This is a genomic window from Lelliottia sp., assembly GCF_045627565.1.
GTDB lineage: Bacteria > Pseudomonadota > Gammaproteobacteria > Enterobacterales > Enterobacteriaceae > Enterobacter.
On sequence record NZ_JAZQNX010000019.1, the window covers coordinates 17,088 to 33,853 of the forward strand.

15 protein-coding genes and 5 tRNA genes are annotated in these 16,766 nt (G+C 53.6%); 18 read left to right on the top strand and 2 right to left on the bottom strand.

Annotated elements, in window-relative coordinates; all coding sequences use genetic code 11:
* Positions 1-207 precede the first annotated feature (207 nt).
* The 18 genes from ACKI5T_RS10675 (at position 208) to ACKI5T_RS10760 (ending at position 13,458) form a co-directional block, all read left to right on the top strand.
* Positions 208-861 (top strand): metal ABC transporter ATP-binding protein, encoded by a 654-nt coding sequence (locus ACKI5T_RS10675; RefSeq protein WP_407437324.1) that lies wholly within the window; start codon positions 208-210, stop codon positions 859-861.
* Positions 858-1,721, top strand: a complete 864-nt coding sequence (locus ACKI5T_RS10680) for a metal ABC transporter permease (RefSeq protein WP_407437326.1) — start codon at positions 858-860, stop codon at positions 1,719-1,721. Before ACKI5T_RS10675 ends, ACKI5T_RS10680 begins: the two co-directional genes overlap by 4 nt.
* A 2-nt stretch (positions 1,722-1,723) precedes the next feature.
* Complete coding sequence (locus tag ACKI5T_RS10685; protein ID WP_407437328.1) at positions 1,724-2,602, top strand: metal ABC transporter substrate-binding protein; 879 nt, start codon at positions 1,724-1,726, stop codon at positions 2,600-2,602.
* Between the two features lie 130 nt (positions 2,603-2,732).
* Positions 2,733-3,230, top strand: a complete 498-nt coding sequence (pncC, locus tag ACKI5T_RS10690) for a nicotinamide-nucleotide amidase (protein WP_041689711.1) — start codon at positions 2,733-2,735, stop codon at positions 3,228-3,230.
* A gap of 92 nt (positions 3,231-3,322) precedes the next feature.
* Positions 3,323-4,381 (top strand): recombinase RecA, encoded by a 1,059-nt coding sequence (gene recA / locus ACKI5T_RS10695; protein WP_015960167.1) that lies wholly within the window; start codon positions 3,323-3,325, stop codon positions 4,379-4,381.
* Between the two features lie 67 nt (positions 4,382-4,448).
* Complete coding sequence (gene recX, locus ACKI5T_RS10700; protein ID WP_407437330.1) at positions 4,449-4,949, top strand: recombination regulator RecX; 501 nt, start codon at positions 4,449-4,451, stop codon at positions 4,947-4,949.
* 131 nt (positions 4,950-5,080) lie between these two features.
* The gene (gene alaS, locus ACKI5T_RS10705) at positions 5,081-7,708 is read left to right on the top strand and encodes an alanine--tRNA ligase (protein WP_407437332.1); all 2,628 of its coding nucleotides are present in this window, start codon (positions 5,081-5,083) and stop codon (positions 7,706-7,708) included.
* A 241-nt stretch (positions 7,709-7,949) separates the two neighbouring features.
* Positions 7,950-8,135, top strand: coding sequence for a carbon storage regulator CsrA (gene csrA / locus ACKI5T_RS10710; protein ID WP_000906486.1), 186 nt, complete (start codon positions 7,950-7,952; stop codon positions 8,133-8,135).
* A 342-nt stretch (positions 8,136-8,477) separates the two neighbouring features.
* Positions 8,478-8,570 (top strand) — tRNA-Ser (locus tag ACKI5T_RS10715).
* Positions 8,571-8,574: 4 nt separating this feature from the next.
* Positions 8,575-8,651: transfer RNA gene (locus tag ACKI5T_RS10720), tRNA-Arg, on the top strand.
* Positions 8,652-8,716: 65 nt separating this feature from the next.
* Positions 8,717-8,793: transfer RNA gene (locus ACKI5T_RS10725), tRNA-Arg, on the top strand.
* A 29-nt stretch (positions 8,794-8,822) separates the two neighbouring features.
* Positions 8,823-8,899 (top strand) — tRNA-Arg (locus ACKI5T_RS10730).
* A 148-nt stretch (positions 8,900-9,047) separates the two neighbouring features.
* Positions 9,048-9,124: transfer RNA gene (locus ACKI5T_RS10735), tRNA-Arg, on the top strand.
* Positions 9,125-9,366: 242 nt separating this feature from the next.
* On the top strand, positions 9,367-9,933 hold the full coding sequence (yqaB, locus tag ACKI5T_RS10740) for a fructose-1-phosphate/6-phosphogluconate phosphatase (RefSeq protein WP_407437334.1): 567 nt from the start codon (positions 9,367-9,369) through the stop codon (positions 9,931-9,933).
* On the top strand, positions 9,930-10,358 hold the full coding sequence (locus ACKI5T_RS10745; protein WP_133631216.1) for a YqaA family protein: 429 nt from the start codon (positions 9,930-9,932) through the stop codon (positions 10,356-10,358). Before yqaB ends, ACKI5T_RS10745 begins: the two co-directional genes overlap by 4 nt.
* Positions 10,359-10,440: 82 nt before the next feature.
* Positions 10,441-11,985: a glutamate--cysteine ligase gene (gene gshA / locus ACKI5T_RS10750; protein ID WP_407437336.1), complete on the top strand. Its 1,545-nt coding sequence runs from the start codon at positions 10,441-10,443 to the stop codon at positions 11,983-11,985.
* A gap of 151 nt (positions 11,986-12,136) precedes the next feature.
* Positions 12,137-12,652, top strand: coding sequence for an S-ribosylhomocysteine lyase (gene luxS / locus ACKI5T_RS10755; protein ID WP_015960161.1), 516 nt, complete (start codon positions 12,137-12,139; stop codon positions 12,650-12,652).
* A gap of 41 nt (positions 12,653-12,693) precedes the next feature.
* Positions 12,694-13,458, top strand: coding sequence for an AraC family transcriptional regulator (locus ACKI5T_RS10760; RefSeq protein ID WP_407437338.1), 765 nt, complete (start codon positions 12,694-12,696; stop codon positions 13,456-13,458).
* Here the strand turns inward: ACKI5T_RS10760 and leuA are convergent.
* Complete coding sequence (gene leuA, locus ACKI5T_RS10765) at positions 13,455-15,104, bottom strand: 2-isopropylmalate synthase (RefSeq protein ID WP_407437340.1); 1,650 nt, start codon at positions 15,102-15,104, stop codon at positions 13,455-13,457. The genes ACKI5T_RS10760 and leuA overlap by 4 nt on opposite strands.
* Positions 15,105-15,215: 111 nt before the next feature.
* The gene (emrB, locus tag ACKI5T_RS10770) at positions 15,216-16,763 is read right to left on the bottom strand and encodes a multidrug efflux MFS transporter permease subunit EmrB (protein ID WP_407437342.1); all 1,548 of its coding nucleotides are present in this window, start codon (positions 16,761-16,763) and stop codon (positions 15,216-15,218) included.
* Positions 16,764-16,766 lie beyond the last annotated feature (3 nt).

Here is a 16,766-nt window from a genome sequence, read left to right on the forward strand (position 1 = left end):
AGGGCAGCGGTAACATTTCGCCACACTCCATCATCATCTTCTGCATTTACATCTGCGCTGCAATTTATTAGTGTTATGTTATAACATTGTTTTCGGTGTCAATATGTCTATCTCTTTTTTCTCTCTTTCCGCTCTGGCGCGACTCCTGATGGCGTTCGGTTTGATAGCGATGATCGTTTTGGCGGTGCGCTGGGCGGTGATCCTCCCATGATTGAGCTACAAAATCTGGTGGCCGGATATGACGGCCAGCCGGTCACTCAGGCGCTGAATGGCGTCATTGAGCGCGGCAGTATGACGGCGATTATCGGTGCGAATGGCTGCGGGAAATCGACGCTGCTGAAAACGCTCGCGGGGTTTATTCCTCCGGTGAGCGGCGCTTTTCGCTGGCAGGAAAAACGTCCGGTTATCGGCTGGCTGGCCCAGCGCCACTCGCTGGAAGCGCAATTTCCCCTGACCGTTCAGGATGTGGTGAGTATGGGCTGCTGGCCCGGCATCTCTTTATTGTCGGGATTGCAGCGTAAAACGCGTTTGCGTATCGCCAGCGCGCTTGAGCGGGTGGGGCTGCAGGCGCTGGCTGCATCGACGATTGATGAACTCTCTGGTGGTCAGTTCCAGCGCATGCTTTTTGCCAGAGTGCTGGTGCAGAACGCGCCGCTGGTGATGCTTGATGAGCCTTTTGCTGGCGTAGATGAAACCACCTGTAACGTGCTAATGGAATTGATGCTGGATATGTATTTGCAAGGGCAAACCGTCCTGGCGGTGTTGCATGATAGCGAGCGCGTGGCGCGCCATTTCCCCCAGACGCTGCGACTTGATACCAGCACGCCTTGTTGGGCAACCGTGCGCGCGAGGGTGGCATGATCTGGCACCTTTTTTTTCAGCCATTTATTGAATACGGATTTATGCGTCGTGCGCTGGTGGTGTGCCTGGCACTCTCCGTGAGTACCACGATGCTGGGTGTTTTTTTACTGCTCCGTCGTATGAGTCTGATGGGCGACGCCTTGTCGCACGCCATTTTACCCGGTGTCGCAGTGGGGTATTTGCTCAGCGGGATGTCATTGCTGGCGATGAGCGTGGGTGGGTTTATTGCCGGAATTATCGTTGCGCTGATTGCCGGTTTGGTCAGTCGTCGCACGCCGCTAAAAGAAGATGCCAGCTTTGCGGGGCTATACCTTGGCTCGCTGGCGCTGGGCGTCACGCTGGTTTCGCTTCGCGGTTCTAATGTCGATCTCTTGCACCTGCTTTTTGGCTCCATTCTGGCGGTCGATAACGACGCGGCGCTGTTTGTGGCGGGCGTCTGCATATTCACCTTATTGATGCTGGCGATTTTCTATCGCGGGCTGGTCACCGAAGCATTCGATACCGCCTGGTTGCAGGTTAATTCTCGCGTGTTGCCCGGACTGTTACATGGACTGTTTCTTGCCTTGCTGGTGCTTAACCTCGTCGCCGGATTTCAGGTGCTGGGCACGCTGATGGCGGTGGGGTTAATGATGCTGCCCGCCGTTTCTGCACGCTGCTGGATGCGAACATTGCCGGGGCTGTTACTCATGGCGGGCATCAGCGGGATTTTTTGCGCCTGGCTTGGGCTGAGCCTGTCGTGGGCGGTCAGTTTGCCTGCCGGGCCGTCTATCGTATTGACCGCCAGCGCATTGTTTATTTTTTCCGTTTTATTTGGCTCGCGCAGCAATCTGCGTGCGCTTTTTCAACGCAAGGGGAAGTGAAGATGAAACGTACAGGGGTAATGATTGCGCTGTTGCTGGGGTTCATGACGCAGAGCGCGCTGGCTAAGACACTGAATGTGGTGACGAGTTTTTCCATTCTCGGCGACATTACGCAGGAAGTGGGCGGCAAGCATGTGAGCGTGACGACGCTGGTTGGCCCGGATGGCGATCCACATGCCTTTGAGCCCTCACCAAAAGACAGTGCGGCGCTGAGTAAAGCCGATGTGGTGGTGGTGAACGGTTTGGGGCTGGAAGGTTGGCTCGACCGGCTGGTCAAAGCGTCAGGGTTTAAAGGGACGCTGGTGGTGGCTTCTTCTGGAGTCAAAACCCACACCTTAGAAGAGGAGGGCAAAAGTGTCACCGACCCTCACGCCTGGAACAGCGCGGCTAACGGTGCGTTGTATGCACAAAATATTCTGGCAGGTCTGGTGCAGGCCGATCCGCAAGATAAAGCGGCGCTGGAGGCTTCTGGTCAGGCGTATATCGCTCAGCTAACGCAGCTGGATAGGTGGGCAAAAACGCAATTTAGCCAGATTCCCCAGCAAAAACGCAAAGTGCTGACCAGCCATGATGCGTTCGGCTATTTTAGCCGTGCTTACGGGGTGAACTTTATTGCTCCGCAGGGGCTTTCTTCCGAGAGCGAGGCGAACGCTACGCAGGTGGCGGCAATCATCGATCAGATTAAGGCAGACGGCGTGAAGACCTGGTTTATGGAAAACCAGCTCGATCCGCGTCTGGTGAAACAAATTGCCACTGCAACGGGCGCGCAGCCAGGTGGAGAGCTTTACCCTGAGGCGTTGTCGGCCAAAGGTGGCGTGGCGGATACCTACGTCAAAGCCTTTCGCCATAACGTCAAAACGATTGCGGATAGCATGAAGTAATTCTCTTTTTAAGCCGATGCCATCGTATCGGCTTTTTCTGAAGCCTCCTCGTAAAACCCGAACCTCATCTCCCTATCTCACGAGAAAGTGCTACATTGTGCTGCATGTTTTTCAGGAGCCGAAAGCGATGATGACTGACCATGAATTGATGCAGCTGAGCGAAGTGGTAGGGCTGGCGTTGAAGCAGCGTGGCGCCACGCTGACAACGGCGGAATCCTGTACTGGCGGATGGGTAGCAAAAGTGATTACGGATATCGCGGGCAGCTCCGCGTGGTTCGAACGCGGTTTTGTGACCTACAGCAACGAAGCCAAAGCCCAGATGATTGGGGTGCGTGAACCGACCCTTGAACAACACGGCGCGGTGAGCGAGCCGGTGGTGGTTGAAATGGCAATCGGGGCGCTTAAGGCCGCGCAGGCAGATTTTGCGATTTCTGTCAGCGGTATTGCCGGACCCGATGGCGGTAGCGACGTGAAACCCGTTGGTACCGTCTGGTTTGGTTTTGCCACCGCACAAGGCCAGGGAATCACCCGCCGCGAGTGCTTCAGCGGCGATCGCGAAAGCGTGCGCCGTCAGGCAACGGAATACGCGTTAAAAACGCTCTGGCAACAATTTCTACAAAACACTTGATACTGTATGACCATACAGTATAATTGCTTCAACAGAACAGTTTTCACCTCCCGGGAATACGTAAGCGGATTTCCGGCATGACAGGAGTAATAATGGCTATCGACGAAAACAAACAGAAAGCGTTGGCGGCAGCGCTGGGCCAGATCGAAAAGCAATTCGGTAAAGGCTCCATCATGCGCTTGGGTGAAGACCGTTCCATGGATGTGGAAACGATCTCCACGGGTTCGCTTTCTCTGGACATCGCACTGGGTGCGGGTGGCCTGCCAATGGGTCGTGTCGTAGAAATCTACGGACCGGAATCGTCGGGTAAAACCACGCTAACCTTACAGGTTATTGCTTCAGCACAACGCGAAGGCAAAACTTGTGCGTTTATCGATGCAGAACACGCGCTGGATCCCGTGTATGCCCGTAAACTCGGTGTAGATATCGACAATCTGCTGTGTTCTCAGCCGGATACCGGTGAGCAGGCGCTGGAAATTTGTGACGCGCTGGCACGCTCTGGTGCGGTTGACGTTATCGTTGTTGACTCCGTTGCCGCGCTGACGCCGAAAGCGGAAATCGAAGGCGAAATCGGTGACTCTCACATGGGCCTCGCGGCACGTATGATGAGTCAGGCAATGCGTAAACTGGCCGGTAACCTTAAGCAGTCTAATACGCTGCTGATCTTCATCAACCAGATCCGTATGAAAATTGGTGTGATGTTTGGTAACCCGGAAACCACTACCGGTGGTAACGCACTGAAATTCTATGCCTCCGTTCGTCTGGATATCCGCCGTATCGGCGCAGTGAAAGATGGCGATAACGTGATCGGCAGCGAAACCCGCGTGAAGGTTGTGAAGAATAAAATCGCTGCACCATTCAAGCAGGCTGAATTCCAGATCCTTTATGGTGAAGGTATCAACTTCTTTGGCGAGCTGGTTGACCTCGGCGTAAAAGAGAAGCTGATTGAAAAAGCAGGCGCCTGGTACAGCTACAACGGTGAAAAGATTGGTCAGGGTAAAGCGAATGCTATCTCCTGGTTGAAAGAGAACCCAGCAGCAGCGAAAGAAATTGAGAAGAAAGTGCGCGAGCTTCTCCTCAATAACGAAGATTCTAAACCGGACTTCGTTGTTGATGCCGCAGATGCTGAAGAAACCAACCCTGATTTCTAATCATCGGGTGTAAAAACAAGGGCTGCGATTGCGGCCCTTTTTGCATTTGTCATACAGCAGGTTTTATATGAGTGAATCGAAACCGCGTCGTCCTGCCTACGCCCGTTTATTAGACCGTGCCGTACGGATTCTGGCCGTACGCGATCACAGTGAACAAGAACTGCGACGCAAACTAGCAGCCCCCGTCATAGGTAAAAATGGACCGGAAGCGATTGATGCAACCGAGGAAGACTATGACCGTGTGATCGCCTGGTGCTATGAGCACAGCTACCTTGATGACACCCGTTTTGTGACGCGCTTTATCGCCAGTCGAAGCCGTAAAGGTTACGGTCCCGCACGCATCCGTCAGGAACTTAATCAGAAAGGGATCGCTCGCGACGCAACAGAACAGGCGATGCGTGAATGCGATATAGACTGGGGTGAACTGGCAAGGGATCAGGCCGTTCGTAAGTACGGTGAACCTTTGCCGAGTGAATTTTCAGAAAAAGTAAAAATCCAGCGTTTCTTACTCTATCGTGGCTACCTGATGGAAGATATTCAGGCGATATGGCGTAATTTTACTGATTGAACGCATGCTGCATTTTACTTCCCTCCAAAGAAAACTTATCTTATTCCCACTTTTTCCAGTAGCTGGCCCATCCAATCTTCAACAGGAACAGGCTGGCTGCGACATTTCGTTAGCTTGATTTCAGGATAATTATGAGCAAGAGCACCGCTGAGATCCGTCAGGCGTTTCTCGATTTTTTCCATAGTAAGGGACACCAGGTAGTTGCCAGCAGCTCCCTGGTACCGAACAATGACCCGACTCTGCTGTTTACCAACGCCGGGATGAACCAGTTCAAGGATGTATTCCTTGGTCTCGATAAGCGTAATTATTCCCGTGCGACAACCTCACAGCGTTGCGTACGTGCGGGCGGTAAACATAACGATCTGGAAAACGTCGGCTACACCGCACGTCACCACACTTTCTTCGAGATGCTGGGTAACTTCAGCTTCGGCGACTATTTCAAACACGACGCTATCCAATACGCGTGGGAATTGCTGACCGGTGAAAACTGGTTCAACCTGCCGAAAGAGCGTCTGTGGGTTACCGTTTATGAAACCGACGACGAAGCTTACGAAATCTGGGAGAAAGAAGTCGGTATCCCGCGTGAGCGTATTATTCGTATCGGTGATAACAAAGGCGCGCCGTATGCGTCAGACAATTTCTGGCAGATGGGTGATACCGGTCCTTGCGGTCCGTGCACCGAGATCTTCTACGATCACGGCGACCACATCTGGGGCGGACCTCCAGGAACAGCAGAAGAAGACGGCGATCGCTATATTGAGATCTGGAATATCGTCTTCATGCAGTTCAACCGTCAGATTGACGGCACGATGGAGCCACTGCCAAAACCATCCGTTGATACGGGCATGGGTTTGGAACGTATTGCCGCTGTTCTGCAACACGTTAACTCCAACTACGATATCGATCTGTTCAGCACGCTAATTAAGTCTGTTGCTGAAGTGACCGGCGCTACCGATCTGAGCAATAAATCTCTGCGCGTTATTGCAGATCACATTCGTTCTTGTGCGTTCCTGATTGCTGATGGCGTGATTCCGTCGAATGAAAACCGTGGTTATGTGCTGCGTCGTATCATTCGTCGTGCTGTTCGTCATGGCAACATGCTGGGCGCGAAAGACACTTTCTTCTATAAACTCGTGGGTCCACTGGTTGGCGTCATGGGCGATGCAGGCGAAGAGCTGAAACGTCAGCAATCGCAGGTTGAGCAGGTCCTGAAAACAGAAGAAGAACAGTTTGCTCGCACCCTGGAGCGCGGTCTGGCGCTGCTGGACGAAGAACTTTCTCAGTTGACTGGCGACACGCTGGATGGCGAAACCGCCTTCCGTCTGTACGACACCTATGGCTTCCCGGTTGACCTGACGGCTGATGTTTGTCGTGAGCGCAACATCAAGGTGGACGAAGCGGGCTTTGAAGCCGCGATGGAAGAACAGCGCCGTCGTGCGCGTGAATCCAGCGGTTTTGGCGCCGATTACAATGCGATGATCCGTGTGGACAGCGCATCTGAATTCCAGGGTTACGATCGCCTGGAATTGAACGCGAAAGTCACCGCCCTGTTTGTCGACGGCAAAGCCGTAGACAGCATTAGCGCAGGCCAGGATGCGGTTGTTGTTCTCGATAAAACCCCATTCTATGCGGAATCCGGTGGTCAGGTCGGCGATAAAGGCGAACTGAAAGGGAACGGCTTTAGCTTCTCTGTCAGCGACACCCAGAAATACGGTCAGGCAATTGGTCATATCGGCAAACTTGCTTCCGGTTCTCTGAAAGCCGGTGAGGGCGTTCAGGCAGAAGTCGACGAAGCACGTCGCGAACGTATTCGTCTGAATCACTCTGCAACGCACCTGATGCACGCTGCACTGCGTGACGTTCTGGGAACGCATGTTGCGCAGAAAGGGTCTCTGGTCAACGACAAAATCCTGCGTTTCGACTTCTCTCATTTTGAAGCGATGAAACCGTCTGAAATCCGTGCGGTTGAAGATATGGTTAACGCGCAGATCCGTCGTAACCTGCCTATCGAAACCAACATCATGGATCTCGAGGCGGCCAGAGCCAAAGGCGCAATGGCGCTGTTTGGCGAGAAATATGATGAGCGCGTTCGCGTGCTGAGCATGGGTAATTTCTCTACCGAACTCTGCGGCGGAACTCACGCCTCCCGTACCGGTGATATTGGCCTATTCCGTATCCTATCTGAATCGGGCACAGCGGCGGGTGTGCGTCGTATCGAAGCGGTAACAGGTGAAGGCGCGATCGCCAGCCTGCATGCTGAAAGCGATCAGTTGCACGATATTGCTCAACTGTTGAAAGGTGACAGCCACAACCTGGGTGAGAAAGTGCGTAGCGCGCTGGAACGTACTCGCCAGCTCGAAAAAGAACTGCAGCAGCTCAAAGAGCAAGCCGCCGTTCAGGAAAGCGCGAATCTCTCTAGCAAAGCGGTTGATATTAAAGGTGTTAAACTGCTGGTCAGTGAACTGGCAGGTGTTGAACCTAAGATGCTTCGTACCATGGTTGATGATCTGAAGAACCAACTCGGTTCGACAATTATCGTTCTGGCGACAGCGGTCGACGGTAAGGTTTCTCTGATTGCGGGCGTCTCTAAGGATGTGACCGACCGTGTGAAAGCAGGGGAATTGATTGGTATGGTCGCTCAGCAGGTCGGCGGCAAAGGTGGCGGTCGTCCGGACATGGCGCAAGCCGGTGGTACGGATGCAGCGGCACTTCCAGCGGCATTGGCCAGCGTTGAAAGCTGGGTAAGCGCTAAACTGTAATAATTACAAAGCGTAAACAGACGCCATGACCTCGCGGTTATGGCGTATTGGTTACTACGCTATCGACAATGATAAAGTCAGGTTGAGTTTGTGTATATCGGCTAAACTTACGTTTAACAGAATGTGATGCCGTGACTGCTTACACTTTACGTGTTTGTCATCGCTTACTTTTTGGCGTTATATGATGGATAATGCCGGGATACAAGAGACCCGACTCTTTTAATCTTTCAAGGAGCAAAGAATGCTGATTCTGACTCGTCGAGTTGGTGAGACCCTCATGATTGGGGATGAGGTCACCGTGACAGTTCTAGGGGTAAAGGGTAACCAGGTTCGTATTGGTGTGAATGCCCCTAAAGAAGTCTCTGTCCATCGTGAAGAGATCTACCAGCGTATCCAGGCTGAAAAATCCCAGCAGTCCAGTTACTGATATTATCGCGTCTCGCTTTCCGGCGAGACGCAACCCTCTCACTATTGTTCCTGCATAAAGTTACCGTTCTATTTCACTCGCTCAACTTTTCACGCTCTCCAGAATCTTATCTCATCCAAAATTTGTCTCTTCCCTTGCAGAAAACTGATTTAACGCGTGCAAAATCCGCTTATAAAACACCCTCTTTGTGGTTTTTGCATGCGAATTGCCTGTGATTTGTGCAAACGATAAATGTCTGTGGAAAATTGTTTGACTTATAAGTCCCAGAAAGTAATATATGCGCCACGCAGCGACGAAGAGCTCTTAACAAGTTCTCCGAAGCACTCGCAAGAGGCGTTGTGTGGTGAGGTGGCCGAGAGGCTGAAGGCGCTCCCCTGCTAAGGGAGTATGCGGTCAAAAGCTGCATCCGGGGTTCGAATCCCCGCCTCACCGCCATTTTGCATCCGTAGCTCAGCTGGATAGAGTACTCGGCTACGAACCGAGCGGTCGGAGGTTCGAATCCTCCCGGATGCACCATCTATTACTTCATATTGCTTTCGAAGTGATATGACGTATCAAGCAGTACCATAGTAAATCCCGATGCATCCGTAGCTCAGCTGGATAGAGTACTCGGCTACGAACCGAGCGGTCGGAGGTTCGAATCCTCCCGGATGCACCATTTACTATTTCTGAACGCAGTACCCTGATGCATCCGTAGCTCAGCTGGATAGAGTACTCGGCTACGAACCGAGCGGTCGGAGGTTCGAATCCTCCCGGATGCACCATCTTCTCCAAATTGACAGTCAGTCTGTTAGTTCATGGTCTGCGAGTTTATCGCGAGCACCAGGGAGAATAACGTTGTTTTAGCAACGGCCCGAAAGGCGAGGCACTATCGAGTCATCCTCCCGGATGCACCGAACGCAGTATCCTGATGCATCCGTAGCTCAGCTGGATAGAGTACTCGGCTACGAACCGAGCGGTCGGAGGTTCGAATCCTCCCGGATGCACCATCTTCTCCAAATTCACAGCAAGTCTCTTCGTTCATGGTCTGCGAGTCTATCGCGAGTGCCTGGAAGGATAGCGTTGCTTCAGCAACGGTCCGAAGGGCGAGGCAATGCCGAGTCATCCTCCCGGATGCACCCTCTAATGTTCACCCCCTAAATTATTTCATCAGCTATCACTCTCACTGTCAGCGACAAAAATCCTTGTTTACGTTAAAGTAACGCTTTGTTAATCGTTGGGCGAGAGCACGATGTACGCACAGTATGACGGTCTGATCTTCGATATGGATGGCACTATCCTGGACACCGAACCCACTCATCGTAAAGCGTGGGATGATGTTCTGAGTCGTTACGGAATGCGTTTCGATTTACAGGCAATGGTGTCGCTTAATGGCTCGCCAACCTGGCGTATCGCTCAGGCAGTAATTGAACTTAATCATGCCGATCTTGATCCATACCTGCTCGCTCGCGAAAAAACCGACGCCGTCAAAGCGATGCTTTTGGACACAGTTCGTCCGCTTCCGCTGATTGACGTTGTCAAAGAGTGGCATGGCCGTCGCCCAATGTCAGTGGGGACGGGCAGTGAAAGCGCGGTTGCCGAAGCCTTGCTCAATCATCTTGGACTGCGTCACTATTTCTCGGCAGTGGTTGCAGCCGATCATGTCAAAAATCACAAACCCGCGCCGGACACTTTTCTACTGTGTGCAGAGTTAATGGGTGTTTCCGCGTCTCGGTGTGTGGTTTTTGAGGATGCAGACTTTGGTATTCAGGCTGCGCGTGCCGCCGAAATGGATGCTGTGGATGTTCGCTTACTGTGAGTGACTTACTGTCACTTGCTTCGTTATTTGCCAGCAGTTTTTTAAGTGCCACACTCTTACCGGGTAACTCCGAAGTTGTGCTGGTCGCGATGCTGTTGTCAGGCGTAAGTCAGCCCTGGTTGTTGGTCTTAATAGCAACAATGGGTAATAGCCTTGGAGGGCTGACTAACGTTATTCTTGGTCGTTTCTTTCCGCTACGTGAAAAATCACGCTGGCAGGAAAAGGCAGCAGGCTGGCTTAAACGCTATGGTGCTGCCACGCTTTTATTAAGCTGGATGCCTGTTATAGGGGATTTGCTGTGTCTGCTGGCAGGGTGGATGCGCATCTCATGGGGACCAGTGCTCTTTTTTTTATGCCTTGGTAAGGCGTTGCGCTATGTCCTCGTGGCACTGGCAACACTCCAGGGCATGACGTGGTGGCACTAATTGTTGGAATGAATAAACGACCTTCAATCGTCAACCATTACAATTATGCTGGATAACTATTATTGACAGGCGGGAGGTCAATTTGATCCCGGACGTATCACAGGCGCTAGCCTGGCTGGAAAAGCACCCTCAGGCCCTGAAGGGTATACAGCGCGGGCTTGAGCGCGAAACACTGCGCGTAAACGCGGATGGCAGTTTAGCAACAACCGGTCACCCCGAGTCGTTAGGCTCTGCGTTGACACATAAATGGATCACGACCGATTTTGCCGAAGCGCTGCTGGAATTTATCACTCCGGTTGATGGTGATATCGATCATATGTTGACGCTAATGCGTGATGTCCACCGCTACACCGCCCGTCAACTGGGTGATGAGCGCATGTGGCCGCTCAGCATGCCTTGCTACATTGAGCAGGGGCAGGATATTGAGCTGGCGCAATACGGCACATCGAATATTGGTCGACTGAAAACGCTGTACCGTGAAGGCTTAAAAAACCGCTACGGCGCGTTGATGCAAACCATCTCCGGGGTGCATTACAACTTCTCGTTGCCGATGGCGTTCTGGCAGGCAAAATGCGGTGAAACGGATAAAGAAGCGATCTCAGCGGGTTATTTCCGCCTGATTCGTAACTACTACCGTTTCGGCTGGGTGATCCCGTATCTGTTCGGCGCTTCGCCAGCGATTTGCTCCTCTTTCCTGCAGGGCAAACCGACCACGCTGCCGTTCGAAAAGACCGACTGCGGCATGTACTATCTGCCGTACGCCACCTCATTACGTCTCAGCGATCTGGGTTATACCAATAAGTCGCAAAGCAATCTCGGTATTACGTTTAACGATTTGCATGAGTATGTGGCAGGATTGAAGCGGGCGATCAAAACCCCGTCGGAAGAGTACGAAACTATCGGGCTCGAAAAAGACGGTAAACGCCTGCAAATTAACAGCAACGTTTTGCAGATTGAAAACGAGCTGTATGCGCCGATTCGCCCGAAACGCGTCACGCGCAGCGGCGAAGCACCGTCAGATGCGCTGGAGCGCGGCGGCATCGAGTATATCGAAGTCCGTTCTCTGGACATCAACCCGTTCTCGCCCATTGGCGTTGACGAGCAGCAGATCCGTTTCCTCGATCTGTTTATGGTCTGGTGTGTCCTGGCGGATGCGCCGGAAATGAGTGCTGACGAGTTATTGTGTACGCGTACCAACTGGAATCGCGTGATCCTGGAAGGACGCAAACCTGGCCTGACATTAGGCATTGGTTGTGAAACGGCACAGTTCCCGCTGGCAAAAGTGGGCAAAGATCTGTTCCGCGATCTCAAACGTGTCGCGCAGACGATGGACAGCCTTTACGGTGGTGAGGAATATCAAAAAGTGTGCGACCAACTGGTCGAGAGCTTTGATAACCCTGAGCTGACGTTCTCGGCACGCATTCTGCGTTCTATGATTGATCAAGGCATTGGTGGCACAGGCCGTACGCTCGCTGCGCAGTACCGTGACATGTTGCAGCAAGAGTCGCTGGAAGTGTTGAGCGAAGAAGATTTCGTTGCAGAACGCGAGGCATCTATTGCACGCCAGCGTGAAGTTGAAGCGGCGGACACTGAATCGTTCGATGCGTTTTTGGCGAAACACGCCTGAAAGAAAAGAAAATGGCCACATAGCTGTGGCCAAAATAACATCTCTGAAATCAGGGATGATGATAACAAATGCGCGTCTTTCATAGAGTCAGACGCGCGGTTGAGCAAAGAGTTCATTTTATTTTTAAAATAATCACTATCGGAGGTGACGTATGCCGTTATTAGATAGCTTCACAGTCGACCATACCCGTATGGAAGCCCCTGCTGTACGTGTGGCAAAAACCATGCATACCCCGAGCGGCGACGCGATCACCGTGTTTGACCTGCGTTTTTGCGTGCCAAATAAAGAAGTGATGCCAGAAAAAGGCATTCACACGCTGGAGCATCTGTTCGCAGGCTTCATGCGCGATCACCTGAACGGTAACGGTGTAGAAATCATCGACATCTCTCCGATGGGCTGCCGTACCGGTTTCTATATGAGCCTGATTGGCACCCCTGAAGAAACGCGCGTGGCGGATGCCTGGAAAGCGGCGATGGCCGACGTGCTGAAAGTCAAAGAGCAGAACCAGATCCCAGAGCTGAACGTCTACCAGTGCGGTACGTATCATATGCACTCGCTGGAAGAAGCGCAGGAAATCGCTCGTCATATTCTCGATCGTGATGTTCGCGTGAACAGTAACGAAGAGCTGGCGCTGCCGAAAGAAACGCTGAAAGAGCTGCACATTTAGTGCGCCATTCCCCTCTCCTCAGGGAGAGGGAAGCCTAACCCATGACCACCACCACAACCTTCTCTTTTACCCAACGCCCTTTGGTTCCTTACGCTCATGATTATCATCATGGTGATAGCGAACCGTACCATCAGCACGATTGTGCCCAGCTACTGCATAGCCTGAGCGGGGTTGTTCGCGTTGATACGGTTGCAGGATGTTGGGTTGTTCCGCCTGGGCGTGGCGTCTGGTTGCCCGCGGGTACGCAGCATGCGCTTCGCATCACCGGCAACGTGGCGGCGCGCACGCTGTTTATCGATCCGCTTGCCCGTGCCGATCTGCCGGCGTCTTGCCAGATCGTGCAGATCTCGCCGTTACTGCGTGAGCTTATTGTCGCCTCGCTCGATCTCCCTGAATCTTATTCACCCGGCAGCCGCGATGAGCGGGTCTACGAACTGATTCTGGATGAAATCCGCACTATGCCTGTCCTGCCGTTTCATCTCCCGGAACCGCAAAGCGAGCCACTGCGACAGCTTTGTCAGCAGATCCGCCAGGAACCCGGATTAGCCTGGAGCAGCGCGCAGGCCGCAAGCCTGACCAGCATGAGTGAACGCACCCTTAACCGCCATTTTCAGCAACAAACCGGGTTAAGCTACGGGGAGTGGACGAGAAGAGCGCGTCTGGTTGAAGCCCTGCTGCGCCTGGCGCAAGGCCAGCCGGTATTACGCGTTGCGCTGGACCTGGGTTACGGCAGCCACAGCGCTTTCACGGCGATGTTTCGCCGGGTGATGGGCATTTCTCCCAGCGATTATTTCAAAGACGTCTAACCGACGGCGTTAAACAGCGCCTGAATTGACGCGCGCGCCACGTCGCTATCAATCCCCACGCCCCACCGACTGGTACCATCCTGGAAAAGACAGCGAATGTACGCCACTGAGCGGCTGTCGCTGCGATCCCCAAGTGAATGCTCGTGATAATCCTTAATCACAAACGGCCTATCCAGCCAGTGGCTGATGCCATTGGCGGCGGCCGACAGTAAACCGTTTCCGTGGCCCTCAAACTGCCGTGTCCCACCATCGGTGACCACCGAGGCGGCCAGGCGCAATTGTCCGTCCTGCAGACTCTCACTGCGATACGTTTGCAGGATAAAGTGCCCAGAAGGCACCAGCCCGTAACGGCTGCGGAAAAGCTGCCAGAGCGCGTTTTGCGTCATCTCTTTCCCCTGGCTGTCGGCCTCCTGCTGCACATGCTGGCTAAAATCTTGCTGCAGCGCACGCGGCAATTTCAGGCCGTGATTCTGCTCAATCAGCCACGCGCTGCCGCTTTTTCCTGACTGGCTGTTCACGCGGATCACCGCTTCGTAGGAGCAGCCAATATCCTGTGGATCGACAGGCAAATAGGGCATCTCCCAGCGATCGTCCGGTTGACGCGCATCGAAGCCTTTTTTAATCGCATCCTGATGTGAACCTGAAAATGCCGTATATGCCAAACGCCCCGCCCACGGATGACGTGGATGCACCGGGAGCTGATTACAGCTTTCCACCACCTCCACGACCTGATTCATATCGCTGAAATCCAGATCCGGGCTGACGCCCTGGGAGTACAAATTCATCGCCAGCGTCACCAGACAGACATTGCCCGTACGCTCGCCGTTGCCAAACAGACAGCCCTCCACGCGATCCGCACCGGCCATCATCGCCAGTTCGGCACAGGCCACGCCCGTACCGCGATCGTTATGTGGGTGCACGCTAATACACACCTCGCTGCGACGGCTGAAGTGGCGGCAGAAATATTCAATCTGATCGGCATACACATTCGGCGTGTTCACTTCAACGGTCGCGGGCAGGTTGATAATCATCGGGCGCTCGGCGCACGGCTGCCAGATGTCGGCCACGGCCTCACAAATTTCCAGCGCAAACTCTGGCTCGGTGAAGCAGAACGTTTCCGGGGAATACTCGTACTGCCAGCGCGTTTGTGGATTCTCTTCGCAGAGCTGTCGGATCAGGCGCGTGGAACGGGTTGCCAGCGCAATAATCTGGTCTTTATCCATGCCAAAAACCAGGCGACGGAACAGCGGGGCGGTGGCGTTATACAGGTGAACGGTGGCCTTTTTCGCGCCGCGCAACGCTTCAAAGGTGCGAAGAATCAAATCTTCCCGCGCCTGGGTCAAGACCTGAATCGTGACGTCATCGGGAATGCGATTTTCCTCAATCAGCTGGCGAACAAACTGAAAGTCAGTTTGCGATGCGGATGGGAACGCGACTTCAATTTCTTTAAAACCGCAGCCGAGGAGTAAATCCCAGAATTGCAGTTTACGTGCGCTGTCCATCGGTTCGGCGAGCGCCTGATTGCCATCGCGCAAATCGGTGGAAAGCCAGCGCGGAGCATGGGTGATACGTTGCTCAGGCCAGCGACGGTCGGGCAGGGAGATGGCGGGGAAAGGCTGATATTTTTGTGCGGGTTGTTTCAGCATGATGCGCTCCTGTTGTCTTTTCACTATCGTGAAGCGATTTCAGGAGCGCTGCTTTATCAGAACTGACAGATGCTATAGAGAAACGGACAACTTTCTCGTCGGTGGAACCGGTTAGTGCGCACCGCTTCCACCGCCACCCGCGCCGAATGGCGGTTTGGCAAACCATATCAGGCTCAGGAGCAGGATAAATATCCCTGCCGAAATCCAAAAAATCTCGTTCGCGGAGATAATCAGACCCTGATTAGTGATCTGCTGGGCGATCCAGCCGGACGCCTGCTGCTGCGTCATGCCCATTCCTTCGAGCTGGCTGTACATCTGCTGCGCGTTCGGATTGTAGACGTTAACCGATTCCGTTAGCTGGGCGTGGTGCAACGATTCCCGGCTGGTCCACAAGGTGGTGGTAATCGACGTTCCGATTGAGCCTGCCAGCGTTCGGGTAAAGTTCGACAAACTCGAGGCCGCCGCCATACGCTCAGGCGGCAAGCCGGACAGCGTGATGGTGGTCAGTGGCATAAAGAAGCACGCCACGGCAAAGCCCTGTATAAACTGCGGCCACGCGGACGCGCCAAAGTCCATCCCCGGTTCGAACGTGTAGGCACGCCAGTAGAAACAGACGGCATACATTATAAAGCTGAACGTCACCAGCCTGCGCATGTCGAGTTTATGCGCGAAACGACCAATAATCGGCGACAGCAGAACCGGAATCAACCCCACCGGCGCAGACGCCAGACCCGCCCAGGTTGCCGTATAGCCGTATACCTCCTGCAACAGCTGCGGAAGCAGCACAATCGCTCCGAAGTAAAGCATATAGGCGAGACTGATACACAGGCAGCCGATGGTAAAGTTTCGCGACTTAAACAACGACAAATCGACTATCGGGTTATCGTCCGTCAGCTCCCAGACAATCAGGAAGCTTATCGCGACCACCGCCACGACGGTCAATACGATAATCTCTTGCGAGGCAAACCAGTCCAGCTCTTTACCGCGGTCCAGCATGATCTGCAGGCTGCCGATCCCCAGCACCAGCAGTGCCAGCCCCACGCCGTCAATGCGTCGTTGCTCGGTCTTGGTCTCGCGACCACGCAGCGTTTGCAGCGTGAGCAGCACGACGACCGCGCCAATCGGCACGTTAATAAAGAAGATCCAGCCCCAGTGATAGTTATCACTGATAAATCCGCCGAGAATCGGCCCGCAAATCGGGGCGACGATTACCGTCATCGACCACAGCGCCAGCGCGATAGAGCGTTTGGCGGGCGGATAGTTGTTCAGCAGCAAACTTTGCGACAGCGGAATCAACGGCCCCGCCACAATCCCTTGAATGACGCGGAAGAAGATCAGCATCGTCAGGCTGTTGGACATCCCACACGCCCATGAGGCGAGGACGAACAGTACCGTCGACCACATGAACAATCTGACTTCGCCGACGCGTTTTGCCAGCCAGCCGGTGATCGGAATCGAGATCGCATTCGCGACCCCGAACGAGGTGATCACCCAGGTCCCCTGGCTCAGTGACGAGCCAAGGTTACCGGCGATGGTTGGGATCGCCACGTTTGCAATGGTGGAGTCCAGCACCTGCATGAAGGTCGCCAGCGACAGCGCAATGGTCATAATGACCAGTGGCGCGCCTTCCAATGGTTTTTGCGATTTTTGCGGTTGCATAAC